This window comes from Blautia sp. AF19-1, assembly GCF_003479155.1.
GTDB lineage: Bacteria > Bacillota > Clostridia > Lachnospirales > Lachnospiraceae > Fusicatenibacter > Fusicatenibacter saccharivorans.
The window spans coordinates 1-16526 of record NZ_QUGQ01000013.1 but is presented as its reverse complement, the minus strand read 5'-3'; the positions used below and the strand labels follow the sequence as shown (position 1 = coordinate 16526).

Annotated in this window: 14 protein-coding genes; 4 read left to right on the top strand and 10 right to left on the bottom strand. The window is 46.6% G+C overall.

Features of this window, described 5'->3' with window-relative positions; all coding sequences use genetic code 11:
• Positions 1 to 2 precede the first annotated feature (2 nt).
• The 3 genes from DWX26_RS09910 to DWX26_RS09900 form a co-directional block, all read right to left on the bottom strand.
• A complete protein-coding gene (locus tag DWX26_RS09910) occupies positions 3 to 1256 on the bottom strand; it encodes an ABC transporter permease (protein WP_117805092.1) in 1254 nt (417 codons plus the stop codon).
• A gap of 15 nt (positions 1257 to 1271) precedes the next feature.
• Complete coding sequence (locus DWX26_RS09905) at positions 1272 to 2276, bottom strand: ABC transporter permease (protein WP_117510332.1); 1005 nt, start codon at positions 2274 to 2276, stop codon at positions 1272 to 1274.
• A gap of 98 nt (positions 2277 to 2374) precedes the next feature.
• Complete coding sequence (locus DWX26_RS09900) at positions 2375 to 4303, bottom strand: ABC transporter substrate-binding protein (protein ID WP_158579775.1); 1929 nt, start codon at positions 4301 to 4303, stop codon at positions 2375 to 2377.
• Between the two features lie 315 nt (positions 4304 to 4618).
• On the opposite strand from DWX26_RS09900, the gene DWX26_RS09895 reads away from it, so the two are divergent.
• Both DWX26_RS09895 and DWX26_RS09890 read left to right on the top strand, forming a co-directional pair.
• The gene (locus tag DWX26_RS09895; protein WP_118601347.1) at positions 4619 to 5545 is read left to right on the top strand and encodes a DMT family transporter; all 927 of its coding nucleotides are present in this window, start codon (positions 4619 to 4621) and stop codon (positions 5543 to 5545) included.
• Positions 5546 to 5847: 302 nt separating this feature from the next.
• Positions 5848 to 7338 (top strand): AAA family ATPase, encoded by a 1491-nt coding sequence (locus tag DWX26_RS09890; RefSeq protein WP_055228411.1) that lies wholly within the window; start codon positions 5848 to 5850, stop codon positions 7336 to 7338.
• Between the two features lie 240 nt (positions 7339 to 7578).
• Here DWX26_RS09890 and pckA read toward each other — a convergent pair whose 3' ends face one another.
• Positions 7579 to 9183: a phosphoenolpyruvate carboxykinase (ATP) gene (pckA, locus tag DWX26_RS09880; protein ID WP_022461055.1), complete on the bottom strand. Its 1605-nt coding sequence runs from the start codon at positions 9181 to 9183 to the stop codon at positions 7579 to 7581.
• A 314-nt stretch (positions 9184 to 9497) separates the two neighbouring features.
• On the opposite strand from pckA, the gene DWX26_RS09875 reads away from it, so the two are divergent.
• On the top strand, positions 9498 to 10832 hold the full coding sequence (locus DWX26_RS09875) for an MATE family efflux transporter (RefSeq protein ID WP_118601345.1): 1335 nt from the start codon (positions 9498 to 9500) through the stop codon (positions 10830 to 10832).
• Positions 10833 to 10842: 10 nt separating this feature from the next.
• On the opposite strand, the gene DWX26_RS09870 is transcribed toward DWX26_RS09875, so the two are convergent.
• The gene (locus DWX26_RS09870) at positions 10843 to 11745 is read right to left on the bottom strand and encodes an AraC family transcriptional regulator (RefSeq protein WP_055228413.1); all 903 of its coding nucleotides are present in this window, start codon (positions 11743 to 11745) and stop codon (positions 10843 to 10845) included.
• A gap of 289 nt (positions 11746 to 12034) precedes the next feature.
• On the opposite strand from DWX26_RS09870, the gene DWX26_RS09865 reads away from it, so the two are divergent.
• Positions 12035 to 12289: a heavy-metal-associated domain-containing protein gene (locus tag DWX26_RS09865; protein WP_118601344.1), complete on the top strand. Its 255-nt coding sequence runs from the start codon at positions 12035 to 12037 to the stop codon at positions 12287 to 12289.
• A gap of 122 nt (positions 12290 to 12411) precedes the next feature.
• On the opposite strand, the gene DWX26_RS17210 is transcribed toward DWX26_RS09865, so the two are convergent.
• The 5 genes from DWX26_RS17210 to DWX26_RS09845 form a co-directional block, all read right to left on the bottom strand.
• Positions 12412 to 12924, bottom strand: coding sequence for a glutathione S-transferase C-terminal domain-containing protein (locus tag DWX26_RS17210; protein ID WP_243030619.1), 513 nt, complete (start codon positions 12922 to 12924; stop codon positions 12412 to 12414).
• 72 nt (positions 12925 to 12996) lie between these two features.
• A complete protein-coding gene (locus tag DWX26_RS17205) occupies positions 12997 to 13560 on the bottom strand; it encodes a hypothetical protein (RefSeq protein ID WP_243030617.1) in 564 nt (187 codons plus the stop codon).
• 142 nt (positions 13561 to 13702) lie between these two features.
• A complete protein-coding gene (gene tnpC / locus DWX26_RS09855; RefSeq protein WP_118601343.1) occupies positions 13703 to 15346 on the bottom strand; it encodes an IS66 family transposase in 1644 nt (547 codons plus the stop codon).
• A 279-nt stretch (positions 15347 to 15625) separates the two neighbouring features.
• Complete coding sequence (gene tnpB, locus DWX26_RS09850; protein WP_009243734.1) at positions 15626 to 15994, bottom strand: IS66 family insertion sequence element accessory protein TnpB; 369 nt, start codon at positions 15992 to 15994, stop codon at positions 15626 to 15628.
• Positions 15984 to 16385 carry a hypothetical protein gene (locus DWX26_RS09845; protein ID WP_009243735.1) on the bottom strand — a complete coding sequence of 134 codons (402 nt, stop codon included), beginning with the start codon at positions 16383 to 16385 and terminating at the stop codon, positions 15984 to 15986. The genes tnpB and DWX26_RS09845 overlap by 11 nt, the downstream gene beginning before the upstream one ends.
• Positions 16386 to 16526 lie beyond the last annotated feature (141 nt).

Genomic DNA, 16526 nt, shown 5'->3' with positions numbered 1-16526 from the left:
CCTTAGTCTCTTAACTGCGGGTTGAATACCTGGTCAAGACCGGTGTTCATCAGGTTAAGAGAGAATGAAATAAGTGCGATTACAAGAATGACCGGGAAATATGCCCACCATGCACCGTTTAAGTGTGCATTGTACTGGGTTGCCCATTGCATCATAAGACCAAGTGTTGCAGTCTTTGTGGTTGCCGGTCCAAGTCCGATCATAGAAAGCTGTGCTTCTGCCAGAATTCCGGAGGAAATCTGGAGAATGAAGGCCATAACAACGTAGGATGCAACGTACGGAAGGATGTCGGTAAGGACAATCCGCAGCATGCTGTGGCCGGACAGTTTGGAAAGGTTTACATGGTCACGGTTTCGAAGAGAAATAACCTGGGAACGTACGGAACGTGTTGTCCACGGCCATGCTGTAATTCCGATCAGGAGTGCCACCATCATGATTCCCCTCTGAGACTCACCTACGCTGTAGGAGATGAGGATCAAGAGAACGAAGGATGGGATAACGGTGAACAAGTTGGTAAAGAACAGAATCAGGTTGTCCACAAAACCTCCAAGGTAACCTGCAAGAAGTCCGAGGAACAGTCCGATCACGGTTGCAATGATTCCCGCAACCAGACCAATTTTCAGGGATGAACCTGTTGCAGAGATCAGCTCAGTCAAAACATCACGACCAAAGTTATCTGTACCAAGCACGAAGGTCTGACGGTTAATGACATCTTTTTCATTGATGTACTGCTTGCTGTCGATGCTCTGAACCTCTTCCAGCTCACCGGTCTCTTCATTTTTCTCGGCAATAATGGTTGGAACATCCTCTAAAATACCGTCGATTTCGTTGTCGAGACGCTGATATTTTTTCTTTTTTGCTGCGATAAGGCCTTTCTGTTCTGCATTTGGGTCATATTTTTCCTCCCAAAGCGCAATCAGACCTTCTGCGTCGGTAACATCGATTTCACTGGCATCTACACCGCCGTATTTTTCCAGCCATTCTGCCATCATAGAACGGTTGTCCATTGTCAGTTTGCTTTCAACGATGGATGCGGTTGCATCAACATTCATCTTATACGTTTTGCCGGAATTTACGGTGTCCTGAATCGAAAGATAGGTACCCGGTTTGAAAAAGTTTCCGTTTCCGATCATTGCCAGCGGATCTTTTGCCACAACAAACGGATAGATGATAATGGTCAGGAGAATTGCCAAGAAGATTACAAATCCTGTCACGAATTTTCCTGAATGAAAAATCTGTTTGATTGTATTTTTCATAGCGTATTCTCCTTTCTAATCCTGCTGGGATGCTTTGACACGTGGGTCAATGACTGCATACAGAAGTTCAACAAGCAGGTTGGCCAGCAGAACCATGATGGTAATGATTAACGTACAGGCAGAAAGCAGCGGATAATCCTGGCCGGTAACTGCTGAGAGCATCGTTGTTCCAAGTCCCGGGTAACTGAATACCATCTCAGCTACCAGGTTGCCGCCGATCATGGTACCAAGGGACATTGCGAGACCGGTGATCTGCGGAAGCATTGCGTTACGGAACACATATTTCACAATCGTATGATCCTTGATACCAAGGAAACGACTGTATTTTACATAGTCGGCATTCAATTCATAAATTGACATCGAACGCATACCAATCGCCTGGCCGCCGATCGTGATGATTACGATAGACCAGAACGGCAACTGGTAATGTGAAAGCACAGATTTCATAAAAGCAAGGCTCATATGCGGAATCATACTGCTCGCATAGCCGCCTGCTGCAGGTGCAATATGTAATTTCAGTGAGAAAATGAACAAAAGTACGGTTGCCATACCAAAGGCAGGTACGTTACTGATAAACAGGAATGCCGGAAGGATTGCCTTGTCGAAAACACCTTTCATATAAGCTGCAATTGCACCAAGCAGGTTACCAAGAATCCATCCAACAATAATGGCCGGAAGCTGTAAACATATGGTCCACAGAACCGAACTGGAAATAATATCGGATACGGTACGCGGATACTGGCTGAAAGAAACGCCGAAATCACCGCGAAGTGCATTTTTTACCCAGGTAAAAAACTGGACATACATTGGTTTGTTAATACCAAATTTTGCTGCATAGTCTTCATATACTTTCTGAATTGCAGTCGCATCGGTCATACCTTCTACCGATTTGGAAGCAATAGTTGAAACCGGATCGCCCGGCATCAGACGCGGAAGAATGAAGTTCAGCAGTACCGCAAAGACTAACGTCAGAAGATACCACAAGATCTTCTGCGTATAATACTTTTTCATTCCTTTCATAGAAGAACCCTCCTTCTGATTTTTAAAAGCGGCCGGAGCACCCCGGCTCCGGCCGCCTCTGTTACAATTCAGTGTGTGCTTTCTTTCTGTTTGGCAAATCAGCCGTCAATCAGTTCCAGATTGTACAGTGCTGCTACGCCATAACCATCGGTGCAGTCCATCGGAGGAACATTGGTTCCATCGTCTTTCTGCGGATAGTTGGTCCATACGGACTCGTTTACTTCGTGGAATACCTGCGGTCTGTACATCAACGGTACACACGGGCAATCTTCCAGCATAATCTTGGAAAGTTCTGTATAGTAATCTTTCAGTTTTGCATCATCGGTCTCATGAGGAATTGCTGCAAGGATTTCATCTACACGGTCGTTCTGATAATGACCGAAGTTACCACTGAAGTTAACCTCAAGATCGTTGTAATCAGAGCTCATGAAGAAACGGCATCTCATGTACGGGTTGGCAACTGATGTACCAGGACCGGACTGCATGGTGATTTCGAAGTTTCCGGTGCTGTAATCGGTGCTAAAGTTTGCTGCTTCCGGGAAGTAGGTCTCAATGTTGATACCAATATTCTTTCCTGCTGCTGCTACGATTTCAAGGGTTGCATTCCAGTCAGACCATCCTGTCGGGCACTCAGCCTTATAGGAAAGGTTCTTTCCGTTGTACTCACGGATTCCGTCTCCGTCGGTGTCTACGATTCCGGCATCGTCCAGAAGCTTCTTAGCACCTTCTACATCGGCATTGGACCACTGATACTCTTTTAAGGCATCCTGATCCACCATAGCCTGCTCAGCATCGGTCGGGTTCATGACAGAACGTGGAACATCTGCGAAGGTAGGAGACTGTCCGGACATTGCTGAAGAAATAACCTGATCGTAGTCAACTGCCATAGCGATTGCCTTACGAACAGCTACCTGATCCAGTCCTTCTACTTCTGTATTAAAGAACAGGGTAGGCATTGTCATACACAGCTGATACGGTGCTTCATCAACATAGGTAGAAACCGGAAGATCCTGCTCTAACCACAATTTCTGAAGGTCTGTGATGAATATCTGTGCCACATCAATATCACCATTCTGGAATGCGGTGGTAGCTGCTGCGTTATCTTTAAAGATCGGGTGAGAAATATATTTCGGAACCGGAAGCTTACCCCACATGGAATCTGCCTGTCCCCAATAATTATCATCGCGGATCAGAACTACGTTCTGGTCATTGTCAAAGTATTTTTTGTACGGTCCGGAAGTTACCAGATCGTCCATCTTATCCATTTTAATTGCTTCAGCATCGTTGTTGTTTCTGTCAGCTACGGTCTTTAAATAATTTTCCTGCATGATGTAGAGCATCGGCAGATATCTTTCCGCAAGAACCGGGTTAACTGCTTCGCCGGAGTCATCGGTTGTCAGTTTGAAGACTACGGTACTGTCATCCTGTGCAACAACATCTGCAATGTAGCTCTTCATTTCAGCGCCGGTAGAAGAATTGTAATCTACATGTGCATGATAGGTAGCTGCTACATCTTTTGCAGTAACCGGTGTGCCGTCATTCCATTTTGCGTCAGCTTTGATTTTCACTGTGATCTCGGTACGATTGTCGTTCCATACTGGATCTCCGTCTGCAAGCAACGGATACATTTTTGCATCCAGTGGATTCCACATATAAAGAGTTTCATAAACAAGTACACGTGAAGCATCGCCCTGTGCTATAACCATTGCATTGTTTGAGTTTGCGGACATTGGGTTGTAATCGTTGACGGTACCCCACTGCTGTCCTGCGAAGTAAAGAGTTTCATTTCTTGGAAGCTCTCCTACCACATCATCTGAACCTGTGGTATCTTCGCTGGAAGCATCTGCTGTGCTGGAAGATGCTGCTGTGGCATCGCTTGATGCATCTGCTGTTCCGCTGGAGGATGCTGTTGCTCCTCCGGATGAACCGGTGCTTGTACTTCCGCTGTCTCCACATCCAGCAAGCATCGTTCCTGCCATTGTCACTGTCATTAACAGTGCAAGGACTTTCATGTTACGCTTTTTCATACTTTTTACCTCCTTAAGGTTTTCGTTCTTGCTTGATGAGTTCATTATACACAAAGACTGTTAGAAAAACAGTGTCTATTTTTTGTTTTTGGTGTTCTTTTTTTGTTTTGTGTTGGTTGAATTGCTCGTTTTTCCCTTTTTAATCTCCTTTGTTCTGCTCATTTTTCACATATCCATTTTCGCAATATCTGCACTGTTTCGTCATTATGATTATTTGTACCATTTTTCCGTCTTTTCCGACATTTTTCCGTTCGCTTTTTCCATCTGTTTGTGCTATGATGAATATCGTATCAATTTCAGGAGGTTTTTTCTATTATGAATACTGTTTCTCATAAGTACCGACAGTCAGCGCTTCTGCTTCTGACCGCTGCGATCTGGGGTTCTGCCTTTGTCGCACAGCAGACCGGCATGGATTATGTCGGACCTTTTACATTCAACGCGGCACGAAACCTGCTCGGCGGACTTACGCTTCTTCCGCTGATTGTCTTTTTCTCCTCGTGTAAAAAGCGAACCCTACCTCCAGATGCTTCGTCAGAAAATGGCACACAGTCAAAAACGCTCTGGGCGGGCGGTATTCTCTGCGGCATCGCACTGTTTGCCGCCTCAGCTCTGCAACAGATCGGCATTCAGTACACAACCGTCGGAAAGGCCGGTTTTATCACCGCACTTTACATCGTCCTTGTTCCGGTCTGCGGCCTGTTCCTCCGAAAACGAGTACAACCGAAGGTCTGGCTCGCAGTTCTCATTGCCGTTGCCGGTCTCTATCTGCTCTGCATGACAGACGGATCCTTCTCTTTGCAGAAGGGCGATCTTCTTGTGCTTGCCTGTGCTCTCGGATTTACCATACATATTCTAGTTATTGATCATTTTTCTCCGCTTGTCGACGGCATCAAAATGTCCTGCATTCAGTTTTTTACCTGTTCGATCCTGTCAGCTGTCTGTATGGCCCTCTTTGAAACCGTAAACGTTTCCAACCTTCTGCACGCCTGGATACCGATTCTCTATGCCGGAATTCTCTCTTCTGGTGTCGGCTATACCCTGCAGATTATCGGGCAGAAAGGATTAAATCCCACCATGGCTTCTCTGCTGATGAGCCTGGAATCCGTTTTTTCCGTTCTCGCCGGTTGGATTTTCCTTCATCAGGCACTCTCCGGTCGCGAGCTCTCCGGCTGTATTCTGATGTTTGCAGCGATCGTGCTGGTACAGCTTCCGGGCTTTTCCAAAACCAGCGCTGTTTCCTGATGCCATTCCTTTTTCAGTGTAAAAAAGATTCCTGTTTTGCGAGCTTCTTTCTTACGACAGCTTGCTTTGATGACATAATTTCCCTCCGCCGCAGTGTGATCCTGCCCGGAGGGCTTTTTTATGCCTTCCGAAAATTTAACCGAATCTAGTAAGTCCCCTGCTTCCATTTCGAATATCCGCTTGCCCAATATTTTCATAGCATAAAAATACAAAATTCTGCATATTGATTGCAGGATTTTTTAATTCGTGCTACACTGTTTTTATTGTACCAATAAGCACTTATTTTATTAGGAGGTTCTGTCATGCCCGTTTTTGATTTCAGCAATTCCCCGGAAAAAGCAAAAGTTTCCGAATGTACGTATACTGTTTTCCGCACAAATGCACCGTTTACTTCTCCGGATCAGCCGATCCTAATTCTGGATACAAAAGAGAAGGCTTTCCCGCATCATCCCTGTGGTATTTTCACAAACCCATCCAAACGGACCTCGTTTGAATTTAAAAACGAAGAAGAAACCTTCATCGCCGATATTCTCCAGATTGATGCCCGTTTTGTCAGCCTTTTAAAATGGCTCGGTGAAAACCATATCAATGTCCGCCTTTCCGGCACACAAACATCCGACGGTTATGCAGTTTACAAAATCCGCGAGATCGCTTTCGGTGGCGGCGCAAAGCTTTCGGCTGAGGATGGATTTTTACAGTTTATGATTGAGCGTCTCCTCGCCAGCAATGCACCGGAAGAAGAAGTTGAGGATGAGGATCAGGAGGAAACCGGTGACAGCATGAAGCTCACCAGCATCCAATCCATCACTGATTTTATGAACTGTGCCGGAAGAACGCTGCCGGATAATATCCGCCTTTGGGCTCGTCGAAACCTCGCTGTTGCCCGTTCCCACGAAGTCTCTCCCGAAGAACGTCGTCACGCGCAGCGCGCCCTCTCCATGATGATGAATATTCAATGGAAAAGCAACTATTTTGAAGCCATTGATCCAGTGGAAGCACGCCGGATCCTCGATGAAGAACTGTATGGCATGGAACGTGTGAAGCAGAGAATTATCGAAACCATCATTCAGATTAACCGGACTCATACGCTGCCGGCCTATGGTCTGTTACTGATCGGTCCTGCCGGAACCGGAAAATCGCAGATTGCTTATGCCGTTGCGCGTATCTTAAAATTACCGTGGACAACACTCGATATGAGTTCGATTAATGACCCGGAACAGCTGACCGGAAGTTCCCGCATCTACGCAAACGCAAAACCGGGAATCATCATGGATGCTTTTTCCATGGCTGGTGAATCCAACCTCGTCTTTATCATCAATGAGCTCGACAAGGCTGCCTCCGGCAAAGGAAACGGAAACCCGGCAGATGTTCTGCTGACCCTTCTTGATAATCTTGGTTTTACCGATAACTATATCGAATGTATGATCCCGACCGTCGGTGTATACCCGATTGCAACCGCAAACGACAAGGACCAGATCAGTGCTCCGCTGATGTCCCGCTTCGCTGTGATTGAAATTCCGGATTACACACCGGAAGAAAAGAAAATCATTTTCTCCCGCTATGCACTTCCAAAGGTGTTAAAACGTATCGGTATGAAAGAAAAAGAATGCATTCTGACGCCGGAAGGACTCGATGCCGTAATCTCCTGCCACGAAAACACAAGCGGTATTCGTGATCTTGAGCAGGCTGCTGAGCATATCGCAGCAAATGCGTTATATCAGATAGAAGTCAACCATGTTTCCTCTGTTACCTTTGATGCAGAAATGGTACGTGAACTGCTCTTGTCCTGCTGATCTGCCTTATTTTCTATTTTGAAGGCGTATCAGGGTACGGCGAAAACCAGTGACGCAACAATTCACGCTCTGTGGTGCTGAAATTTTTTGCATTATTTTAGAGTGTGCTGTAAAATAGTTTCCTGTCCCATCAGTCTGTACTTTCGGGCAGGAAACTATTTTATTTCTCCAGATATTTTCATAAAAGAAAGCCCCTGACACTTTCATGTCAGGGGCTTCCTTTCGGTCAATTCAGAAAATTTATTTCTGCGGACCAGCGGAAACAAGTGCTTTACCAGCAGCGTTTCCTTCATATTTTGCAAAGTTCTTGATGAATCTTTCAGCCAGATCCAGTGCTTTGGTCTCCCACTCGGAAGCATCAGCATAGGTATCGCGAGGATCCAGGATAGCCGGATCAACGCCCGGAAGTTCAGTCGGAACTTCGAAGTTGAAGTACGGAATAGTCTTCGTCGGAGCTTCGTTGATAGCACCGCTTAAGATTGCATCGATGATTCCACGGGTATCACGGATGGAGATACGTTTTCCGGTTCCGTTCCAGCCTGTGTTAACCAGGTATGCTTTTGCTCCGCTCTTCTCCATTTTCTTAACAAGCTCTTCTGCATATTTGGTTGGGTGCAGCTCCAGGAATGCCTGGCCGAAGCATGCAGAGAAGGTAGGAGTCGGCTCGGTAATTCCGCGCTCGGTTCCTGCAAGTTTTGCAGTAAATCCGGACAGGAAATAGTACTGAGTCTGCTCTGGTGTCAGAATAGATACTGGCGGAAGTACGCCGAATGCGTCTGCGGACAGGAAAATAACATTCTTAGCTGCCGGTGCAGAAGAAATCGGGCGAACGATGTTCTCAATGTGGTTGATCGGATAAGATACACGAGTATTCTCGGTTACGCTCTTATCATTGAAGTCAATTTTGCCTTCTGCATCAACAGTAACGTTCTCAAGCAGAGCGTCACGTCTGATCGCATTGTAGATATCCGGCTCAGACTCTTTGTCCAGGTTGATAACTTTTGCATAGCAGCCGCCCTCGAAGTTGAATACTCCGTTGTCGTCCCAGCCGTGCTCGTCATCACCGATCAGAAGACGTTTCGGGTCTGTGGAAAGTGTTGTTTTTCCTGTTCCGGAAAGTCCAAAGAAGATTGCAGTGTTCTCACCGTTCAGGTCTGTGTTTGCAGAGCAGTGCATGGAAGCGATGCCTTTCAGCGGCAGATAGTAGTTCATCATGGAGAACATACCTTTCTTCATCTCTCCGCCGTACCATGTGTTGATGATAACCTGCTCACGGCTTGTGATGTTGAATACTACTGCTGTCTCAGAGTTCAGACCCAGCTCTTTGTAATTCTCAACTTTTGCTTTGGATGCGTTGTATACAACGAAATCCGGCTCGAAGTTCTCAAGCTCTTCTGCTGTAGGTTTGATGAACATGTTAGTTACGAAATGTGCCTGCCAAGCTACCTCAACGATGAAGCGGATAGCCATACGGGTATCTTTATTTGCACCGCAGAATGCATCTACAACGAACAGTCTTTTGTTGGAGAGCTCTTTTTTTGCGATCTCTTTTACTGCTGCCCATGCTTCCTGGGTTGCCGGATGGTTATCGTTTTTGTACTCATCGGAAGTCCACCATACAGTATCTTTCGAATTCTCGTCCACAACGATGTATTTGTCTTTCGGTGAACGGCCTGTATAGATACCGGTCATAACGTTAACTGCACCAAGCTCTGTCTCCCGGCCTTTTTCATAGCCTTCCAGCTCTGGTTTTGTCTCTTCCTCAAATAACTGCTCATAAGAAGGGTTGTACACAATTTCTGTGGTACCGGTGATGCCATACTTTGTTAAATCGATCTGTGCCATCTTGTAATTAACCTCTTTCCTTTGATAGTAATACTGCTTCATTCTGCAAAATGCAAAAATTTGAAGGTATCCTTTAGAAGAAACCGGACCAGCCGGCCTCTTCTACTCTAATTATACATAAAAGGCCAAAAAAATCAACTGAAAATCTTCCGTTTTTTTACAGAACGTGTCCCAAAATCTGTAAAAATTTTATAAACTTCGATTTTTCGAAATTTTCTGACAATTGCACTTTTGTACACTTCATCCTGCAAATTGACATTTTTTGATTTTTTATGTTATAATATTAACAATTATGTTCGGAAAGAAGTTTCTTTATGTATTACGATCTGACCCGCGGGAAAATCTCCCGCTCTCTTATCCTGTTTGCCCTGCCGATGATCGCAGGAAATCTGTTGCAGCAGTTTTACAACATTGCCGACACCCTGATCGTCGGACGCGTTCTCGGAAGCAATGCGCTCGCCGCCGTCGGCTCCTCCTATACGCTGATGACGTTTCTGACTTCCATTTTTCTCGGCCTGTCGATGGGCGCCGGTGCGCTCTTTTCGATTTATCAGGGACGAAAAGATCTTTCTTCTTTAAAACTTTCGATTCTCCACGCGTTTCTGCTGATCCTTGCCGTTACGCTCGTGCTGAATCTCGCTGTTTATGCAGGCATCGAGCCGATCCTTACGTTTCTTCGCGTCCCGGATGAAGTCCGTCCCGGCATGCAGGCGTATCTTCTGATTATCTTTGCCGGCCTTATTGCAACATCCGTATACAATTTCTTTTCCTGTATGCTGCGCGCGCTCGGAAACTCTTCTGTGCCGCTGATTTTTCTCGCTGTCTCTGCTGTGCTGAACATTGCACTGGATCTGCTCTTTGTCGCTGTACTGCCGTTCGGCATCGCAGGCGCAGCGCTCGCTACGGTTCTTGCGCAGTATGTGTCCGCCGTCGGTATTCTGCTCTATGTACTGCTCCGCTGCCGCATGTGGCTGCCGTCAAAAAAAGAATGGCGTTTCAGCCATTCCATTTTAAAAGAGATTCTGAATCTTTCTTCGATGACCTGCATTCAGCAGTCGGTCATGAATTTCGGCATTCTAATGGTACAGGGGCTCGTCAACAGCTTCGGTCCGGCGGTCATGGCGGCATTTGCGGCCGCGGTGAAAATTGATACCTTTGCCTATCTGCCGGTGCAGGATTTCGGAAATGCCTACTCCACTTTCACCGCACAGAATTACGGGGCCGGAAATCACGAGCGGATCCGGCGCGGCACGAAAGATGCTTTTGCACTGAGCGCTGCTTTTTCCATCGTCATTTCTCTGCTTGTCAATCTGTTCGCGCATCCGCTGATGCAGATTTTCGTGAAAGCATCAGAAATGGAGGTCATCGCGATCGGCATACAGTACCTGCGGCTGGAAGGCTCGTTCTATCTCGGCATCGGATGGCTGTTTCTGCTGTACGGGTATTACCGCGCTGTCAAACGCGCCGAGATGTCGGTTGTTCTGACCGTCATTTCGCTTGGCATGCGTGTGGCGCTGGCATACCTTTTCTCCGCCACGGCGCTTGGCGTTGCCGGAATCTGGATCGCCATTCCGATCGGCTGGGCACTGGCTGATATGACCGGACTTTTCTTCCTGCGGCGTGCATTCCGATCGCAGAAGCCTGCATAAGTTCCGAATCTTATATCGCAGTACGGTTTTCTGCGGATAAACTGCGGAACTGCCCCGGCGTCTGGTGCATGCGTTCCTGGAAGACGCGGTTAAAATAGCTGATATTTCGGAATCCGCAGTCGCTCGCAATCTTGCTGATCGCCTCCTCGGTGGAAAGCAGCAACCGGCAGCTCTCGGCAATCCGCAGGTTATTGACATACGTCACGGCGGAAATATGCATAATCGACTTAAAGAAGCGGCAGAAAGCGCTCTCACTCATATGAAACTGGCTCGCCAGTTCCGCGATTTCGAGATCCTCACAGAAATGAGCATTCATGTATGTGAGGATCTCTTTCATTCTGCTGACACGGTAATTCGTCGAGGCATCCGTTTTTCCGCCGTTCTTTTCTGCCGCACTGTAATATCCCTGCCAGATTTTCAGAAGTTCCGCTTTTAACAGCAGCTCCCAGCCCGGTTCTTTTCTTTCCTGCAGATTTCGGATCTCCTGCATGGCCTGTGCCGTTTTTTCTGCAAGGCGTGTCCCCCGCTCTGTCTTGGATGGAAAACGGATCTCGGAGGACAGCACTGGTTCGATATACTGCTGCTGGATCCGGTCAAGCGATGTGCCGGACAGAAAACGCGGCTGGAATACAACGGCAAGAAACGTAAATTCCTGTCCGTCGATTCCCTCTACCTCATGCAGACGGTTTGCATTGACAAAGGCGGTCTCCCCTTCCCGCAGGAGAAAGGTCTCGGTATCCATATGAAAAACAGCTTCGCCCTTTACTGCATAAAAGAGCTCCACTTCCTCATGCCAGTGGCAGTACACCCGCACGGTACTCTGCAGGTCTGTCTCGAAAACGTGAATGCTCAGCGGAAAAAGCTCATCACCGTGGGGCTGTGTTTCTTTTCGGTAATTCATCTGTGAGAGCATATTTTTGTCTCCTCTCTTGTTTTGCTCTGCTGTCCCAATTGTAACACGAACTTTGCGATTCCGGCAAGTTTCCATGTTCTGCCGGAGAATCGCCCTTCCATGACCGTATTTTTCCTTCTTAAATGATAATAATTATCATATTTTATCAGCTTATTGACATTTCTTTTCATCCGCGCTATATTTTAGATACCCCGATAGGGTATGTGATTTCAAATTTTTCATCAAACTCCAGGAATACAGTCCGGCACGCTTTCGTTTCGCTGTATTCCCGGAAGAAAGCAGGTATTGTATGATTAAAACAGTCTTAAAAATTGATGGTATGATGTGCGGCATGTGCGAATCCCATATGAACGATGTAGTCCGCAAGAGCTGCTCTCCAAAAAAAGTAAACTCTTCTGCAAAAAACGGCGAGACCGTTGTCATCAGCGAAGCGCCGCTCGATATTCCGTATCTGAAACAGCAGATCAAGAACACCGGATATGAGCTGGTTTCGTATACGAGTGAGCCGTATGAGAAAAAGGGATTTTTCCATTTCGGACGATAAGCGGATTTCATGCCTTTCCTTTTGCAGTTTGTGCGTCGGAAAAAAGCACCTTTTCAGAAGTTTATTTCCTTTTGGAAATCTGCCTCTGAAACGGTGTTTTCTATTTTTTATCTATGATTTGATCAGCCGCAGCAGCATCCGCAGGACGGCGGCGTTTCTTTCTCCTCTTTTTTCGGAGATTCTGCGCCCAGATCGTACCAGGTCGGGTCGATGTCGAATCTGCGGTTGTTTCCAAGATAGATCGGATGGGTCGGGTCTGAGGACAGGTAGGCGCGCTCGGTCGAAACCTTCCACTGTGCATCCCAGTCAATCTTCGGAAGTGCCAGATCGTAGTGTGTGCTGGCGCGGAAGCCGTCTTCCTCTCCCTCAATTCTTCCCTGGCGGATGATGGCTGCAAAATCTGTGTGATGTGCAAATGCCGGAATCTCCCACAGCTCTTTTGCGTAGCCCCACAGGTTTTTGTAAGTGTAGAGCGGACGCTTCGTCTCGCCGAGCTGTGCGGTATAGCGGATGTCCAGACGGGCAAGTGTCACGTACAGGCGGATATCGGAATCGGTTACGTAATCACCGAAGAGAAAACGATTGGTTTCCAGCCGTTTTTCCAGGCGGTCCATCGCAGCGTAGAAGGTGTTCACACCGTCGAAATGGCCTTCGTTGCTTCTGGAGAAGGAACTGCGGTATACCGCGTTGTTGATATTATCGAAGAGTCAGAGATTCATCTTGTCAATCTCTTCCCGCAGCTCCACCGGATACAGCTCCGGCGCGCCTTTTTTGTGCCATGGGCGGAAGTTGACCTCGAAATAAGTGGTCAGCCAGTTGTAATCGTTGTTGACTACCTTTCCCGTCGTTGTGTCGATCAGCGCCGGAACGGTCGTTCTTCCCTGGTAATCATCATCAGCACGGTAATACGCCTCAGAGAGGAACTGATCACCGAGCACCGGGTCGATGTTGTTTTCATTGTAAACGTATTCCCAGCCAAGGTTTTTCTCATGCGGGGCATGTTCTACCATATTGACGGAAATCTGATCTTCCAGGCCCTCCAGCTCTCTTACGATCGCCGCGCGGTTGGACCAGTGGCACAGCTTTGCCCAGACGAGACGGTATCTCTTATTACCTTCTGCCTTCAGATCGTTTTCACCGTCGCCGAACGGAGTCGTGAAGTGATTCGGCTGTCTGCGGAAATAGCCGTTTTTGTCGATCTCCGATACGGTTTCTTTTGGTCTTACGCGGATTTTTCTTCCATTTACAATCTCATAATCATAATTCGCCATTGATTTTCTGCCTCTCTTTCGCATGTTCTATCGAATGAATTTTCAAATAAGAAAGCTTTTATTTTCCTATTATTTCGCTATGTTTTCGTAAACGGTAGAATACGAGTACCTTGACAAATAGCAGACCGCTTTTGCGGTCTGTTTATTTTCCGCTGGCTTTTTGCGGCTTTCTAATGTTTTCGGGCAACATATCTGACCATGGCAGAAGTTCTGCAAGAAAATCTGTGTTTTTGTCATCTACACGTTTGGGAATCTCCGTAAGCAGATATTCGAAATAATCGAAAGGTTTCAGGTTATTCGCCTTTGCAGTTTCTGCGATACTGTAGATGATCACTGAACTATTGGCTCCATTGACCGTATCGATCATCTCCCAGTTTTTCTTCCCTATACAGAATCCACGGATCGCACGTTCGCTGGCATTGTTGTCTATTGGAACATCCCCATCTTCCAGAAAGACTTTCAGGTAGCTTTCCTGGTTCAGTGCATATGTAAATGCTTCCCGTATTTTACCGTTCTTTGGAATTTTAGGTTCATTCTGTTTCAGGTACGCAAAGAAAGCATCCACCAGTGGTTTTACCACAAGCTGACGCTGCATGAGCCTGTCTTCCGTAGAAAAATCAGACAGTTTTCCCTCTTCCCGGTAAATGGCCTGTATCTGTTTCATGATCAGATGCAGGATCGATTCCTTTCGGTGTGCTTTTGGTATCACTTCCAGTGCATCGTTAAACCTGCGCCTGCAGTGAACCCAGCAGCCTGCGATCTTCAGATCTTCACGCTCCTTTTCCAATGTATGATATACCTGGTACCCATCCGTAACACAGATCCCGGTGTAATCCCTCAGGAATTCCCGGGGATGGGATGCATTACGCGTTTTCTGGTATTCATAAAGGATGATCTGACGATCCCGGTACATAAAGCCGGACCGGTACACCCACATGTAACTCTGGCTGCCGGCAGGACGCCCGTCCTTATTTACAAGTACAGGAGTCTCATCTGCCTGTATCACATGATAATCATACAGAAGTTTATGCAGATAATCATACATGGTTCCCAGATATTCTTCCCCAAGACGGATCATCCAGTTCGCCATGTTCTGTCTGGTAATGGCAAGCCCGTACCTTTCGAATTCTTTTTCAAGACGGTAGAGAGGTACCGCATTTACATACTTACCATTTATGACTGCCGCAGCAAGGGACGGGGATACAAGGCTTCCATGAAGCAGATTTCTGGGATGGGGTGCCTTTATCATGTGTTCATCCAGTTTACTGGAATAAACGCCGATATGATGTTCCTCTATCACGACACTGGCCGGAATGAACTGATAACATCGGGAAATGGCATCCGGAAGCTGTTTCCATCCGTTTTCACCAAACTCAGCCGTCAGTTCTTCCTCTTTCAGATAGTGATCAATACGTTTTACTGTCAGCCCTGCTATGTCAGCCGCTTTTTTCCCTGGCTGTTTTTTCTTTTTGGGTGCTTTCAATTCCAGGTCCTCAGGTTCCGGTGCATCCAGGTCGCAGACTGCCTCTGCTTCATTAAAGAATACGATAGTCCCGTCTACTTCCATGAAACGTATCTGTTCAGAATCCGCCATTTTTTCGCTGGATCTGCCAAAACGGTTCTTCTGGAAAAGGACCATCTGTTCCATCATCAGCTGCATCCTGTCATTTAAGGCCTGCGTTTGCCTGGACAATTCTTCCATCTGTCCCTGCATCCCAAGAAAAAGCTCTATCAGCAGATCCTTATCAAACTTATTCAGTTGTTCTTTTGTGTACTTGATCGTCATAACCAGAACTCCTGTCTTTATACTGATTCCGATTATAACAGAATTTTTGTATTTCCGCCAATCCTTCAGATATGGGCTTTCGTCATAATGACGGTGGATAATACATCTGGAAAGCCGTTGTTTTACAGCTTTTCAGATGTATTATCCACAACAGTTTTTCTATTCACACGATAACAAATGGAATGAGAAAAGACTGTTTGTGGATAACCTTTTTCATCCGGTTGATACACATCATTTTTACAGTTTTGGTACTTTTTTATTTTCGGCATTTTGCACAGGCTACATAATGCGGGGTGTCTCTTTCAGCTCAGAGATCGGATGGCGTGCAACGATCTCCAGCCCCTGCATCAGCATACGGTACTGGTCGTCTGTGATCGCCATTGCCTCATCTGCCGAACGGGGCCACCGGAATGCACCATTATCGAGTCTCTTGTACATAAGGAGAAAACCATCGCCTTCCCAGAGCAGTGCTTTGATCCGGTCACATCTTCTTCCACAGAAAAGAAACAGTGTATTTTTGTCGTAAGGATCAAGCTTAAACTGAAAGCGTACGATCGTTGCCAGCCCATCGATCCCACGACGGAGATCCGTAAATCCCATCGCCAGATACACCTTTTTAAATCCGGAAGCATCTGCATCATTCAGCATGGGTAAAAGCCTTTATGAGATGGCAGAGCATTTCCGGTGAAGTACCGGAAAATATCTCAGCTGACAGTCCCCTGGTATTTTTAATACGGATCATTGGCAGAGTTCCTGCCGAAATGCATGTACCGGATTCTTTTGGAGTATCTGTTTTCTTTGGATCTGGTGCAGGTGCGGGCAGTTCCACAAAAGCAGTGGTTTCTGTGTCCTGCATCTGATCCAGGCATATCTGCCTGACACGCCGGAGACGGTAATAATAGTTGGCTTTTGTAAGATTATTTTGGGTACACCAGGTTTCAACATCCATCCCTTTGGGACGGTTCTGACAATTCCGGATCTGTTCTGCCCATTGTCGGATTCTGACCTGCTGAGCTACAAGGCTGGTTTGCGTAGCCATAAGATTCCTCCTCTGAATCATAGTCAGTTAAAAAAGTTAAGTACTAAACTTTTTTGACTATGTTATTTTGTTGAGTATGATTATGGCATGCAAATTCCGGCTCATCTGACCACGCATTCCGCTAAGAGCTGATCAGTCTTT

Bases quoted from the DNA above. Each gene is read 5' to 3' on its own strand.
- DWX26_RS09900 (WP_158579775.1), bottom strand. From the start codon at position 4,303: ATGAAAAAGCGTAACATGAAAGTCCTTGCACTGTTAATGACAGTGACA.
- DWX26_RS09870 (WP_055228413.1), bottom strand. From the start codon at position 11,745: ATGCTCTCACAGATGAATTACCGAAAAGAAACACAGCCCCACGGTGAT.
- tnpC (WP_118601343.1), bottom strand. From the start codon at position 15,346: ATGACGATCAAGTACACAAAAGAACAACTGAATAAGTTTGATAAGGAT.
- DWX26_RS09865 (WP_118601344.1), top strand. From the start codon at position 12,035: ATGATTAAAACAGTCTTAAAAATTGATGGTATGATGTGCGGCATGTGC.
- tnpB (WP_009243734.1), bottom strand. From the start codon at position 15,994: ATGCTGAATGATGCAGATGCTTCCGGATTTAAAAAGGTGTATCTGGCG.
- DWX26_RS09875 (WP_118601345.1), top strand. From the start codon at position 9,498: ATGTATTACGATCTGACCCGCGGGAAAATCTCCCGCTCTCTTATCCTG.
- DWX26_RS17205 (WP_243030617.1), bottom strand. From the start codon at position 13,560: ATGGCGAATTATGATTATGAGATTGTAAATGGAAGAAAAATCCGCGTA.
- DWX26_RS09895 (WP_118601347.1), top strand. From the start codon at position 4,619: ATGAATACTGTTTCTCATAAGTACCGACAGTCAGCGCTTCTGCTTCTG.
- DWX26_RS09905 (WP_117510332.1), bottom strand. From the start codon at position 2,276: ATGAAAGGAATGAAAAAGTATTATACGCAGAAGATCTTGTGGTATCTT.
- DWX26_RS09845 (WP_009243735.1), bottom strand. From the start codon at position 16,385: ATGGCTACGCAAACCAGCCTTGTAGCTCAGCAGGTCAGAATCCGACAA.
- DWX26_RS09910 (WP_117805092.1), bottom strand. From the start codon at position 1,256: ATGAAAAATACAATCAAACAGATTTTTCATTCAGGAAAATTCGTGACA.
- pckA (WP_022461055.1), bottom strand. From the start codon at position 9,183: ATGGCACAGATCGATTTAACAAAGTATGGCATCACCGGTACCACAGAA.
- DWX26_RS09890 (WP_055228411.1), top strand. From the start codon at position 5,848: ATGCCCGTTTTTGATTTCAGCAATTCCCCGGAAAAAGCAAAAGTTTCC.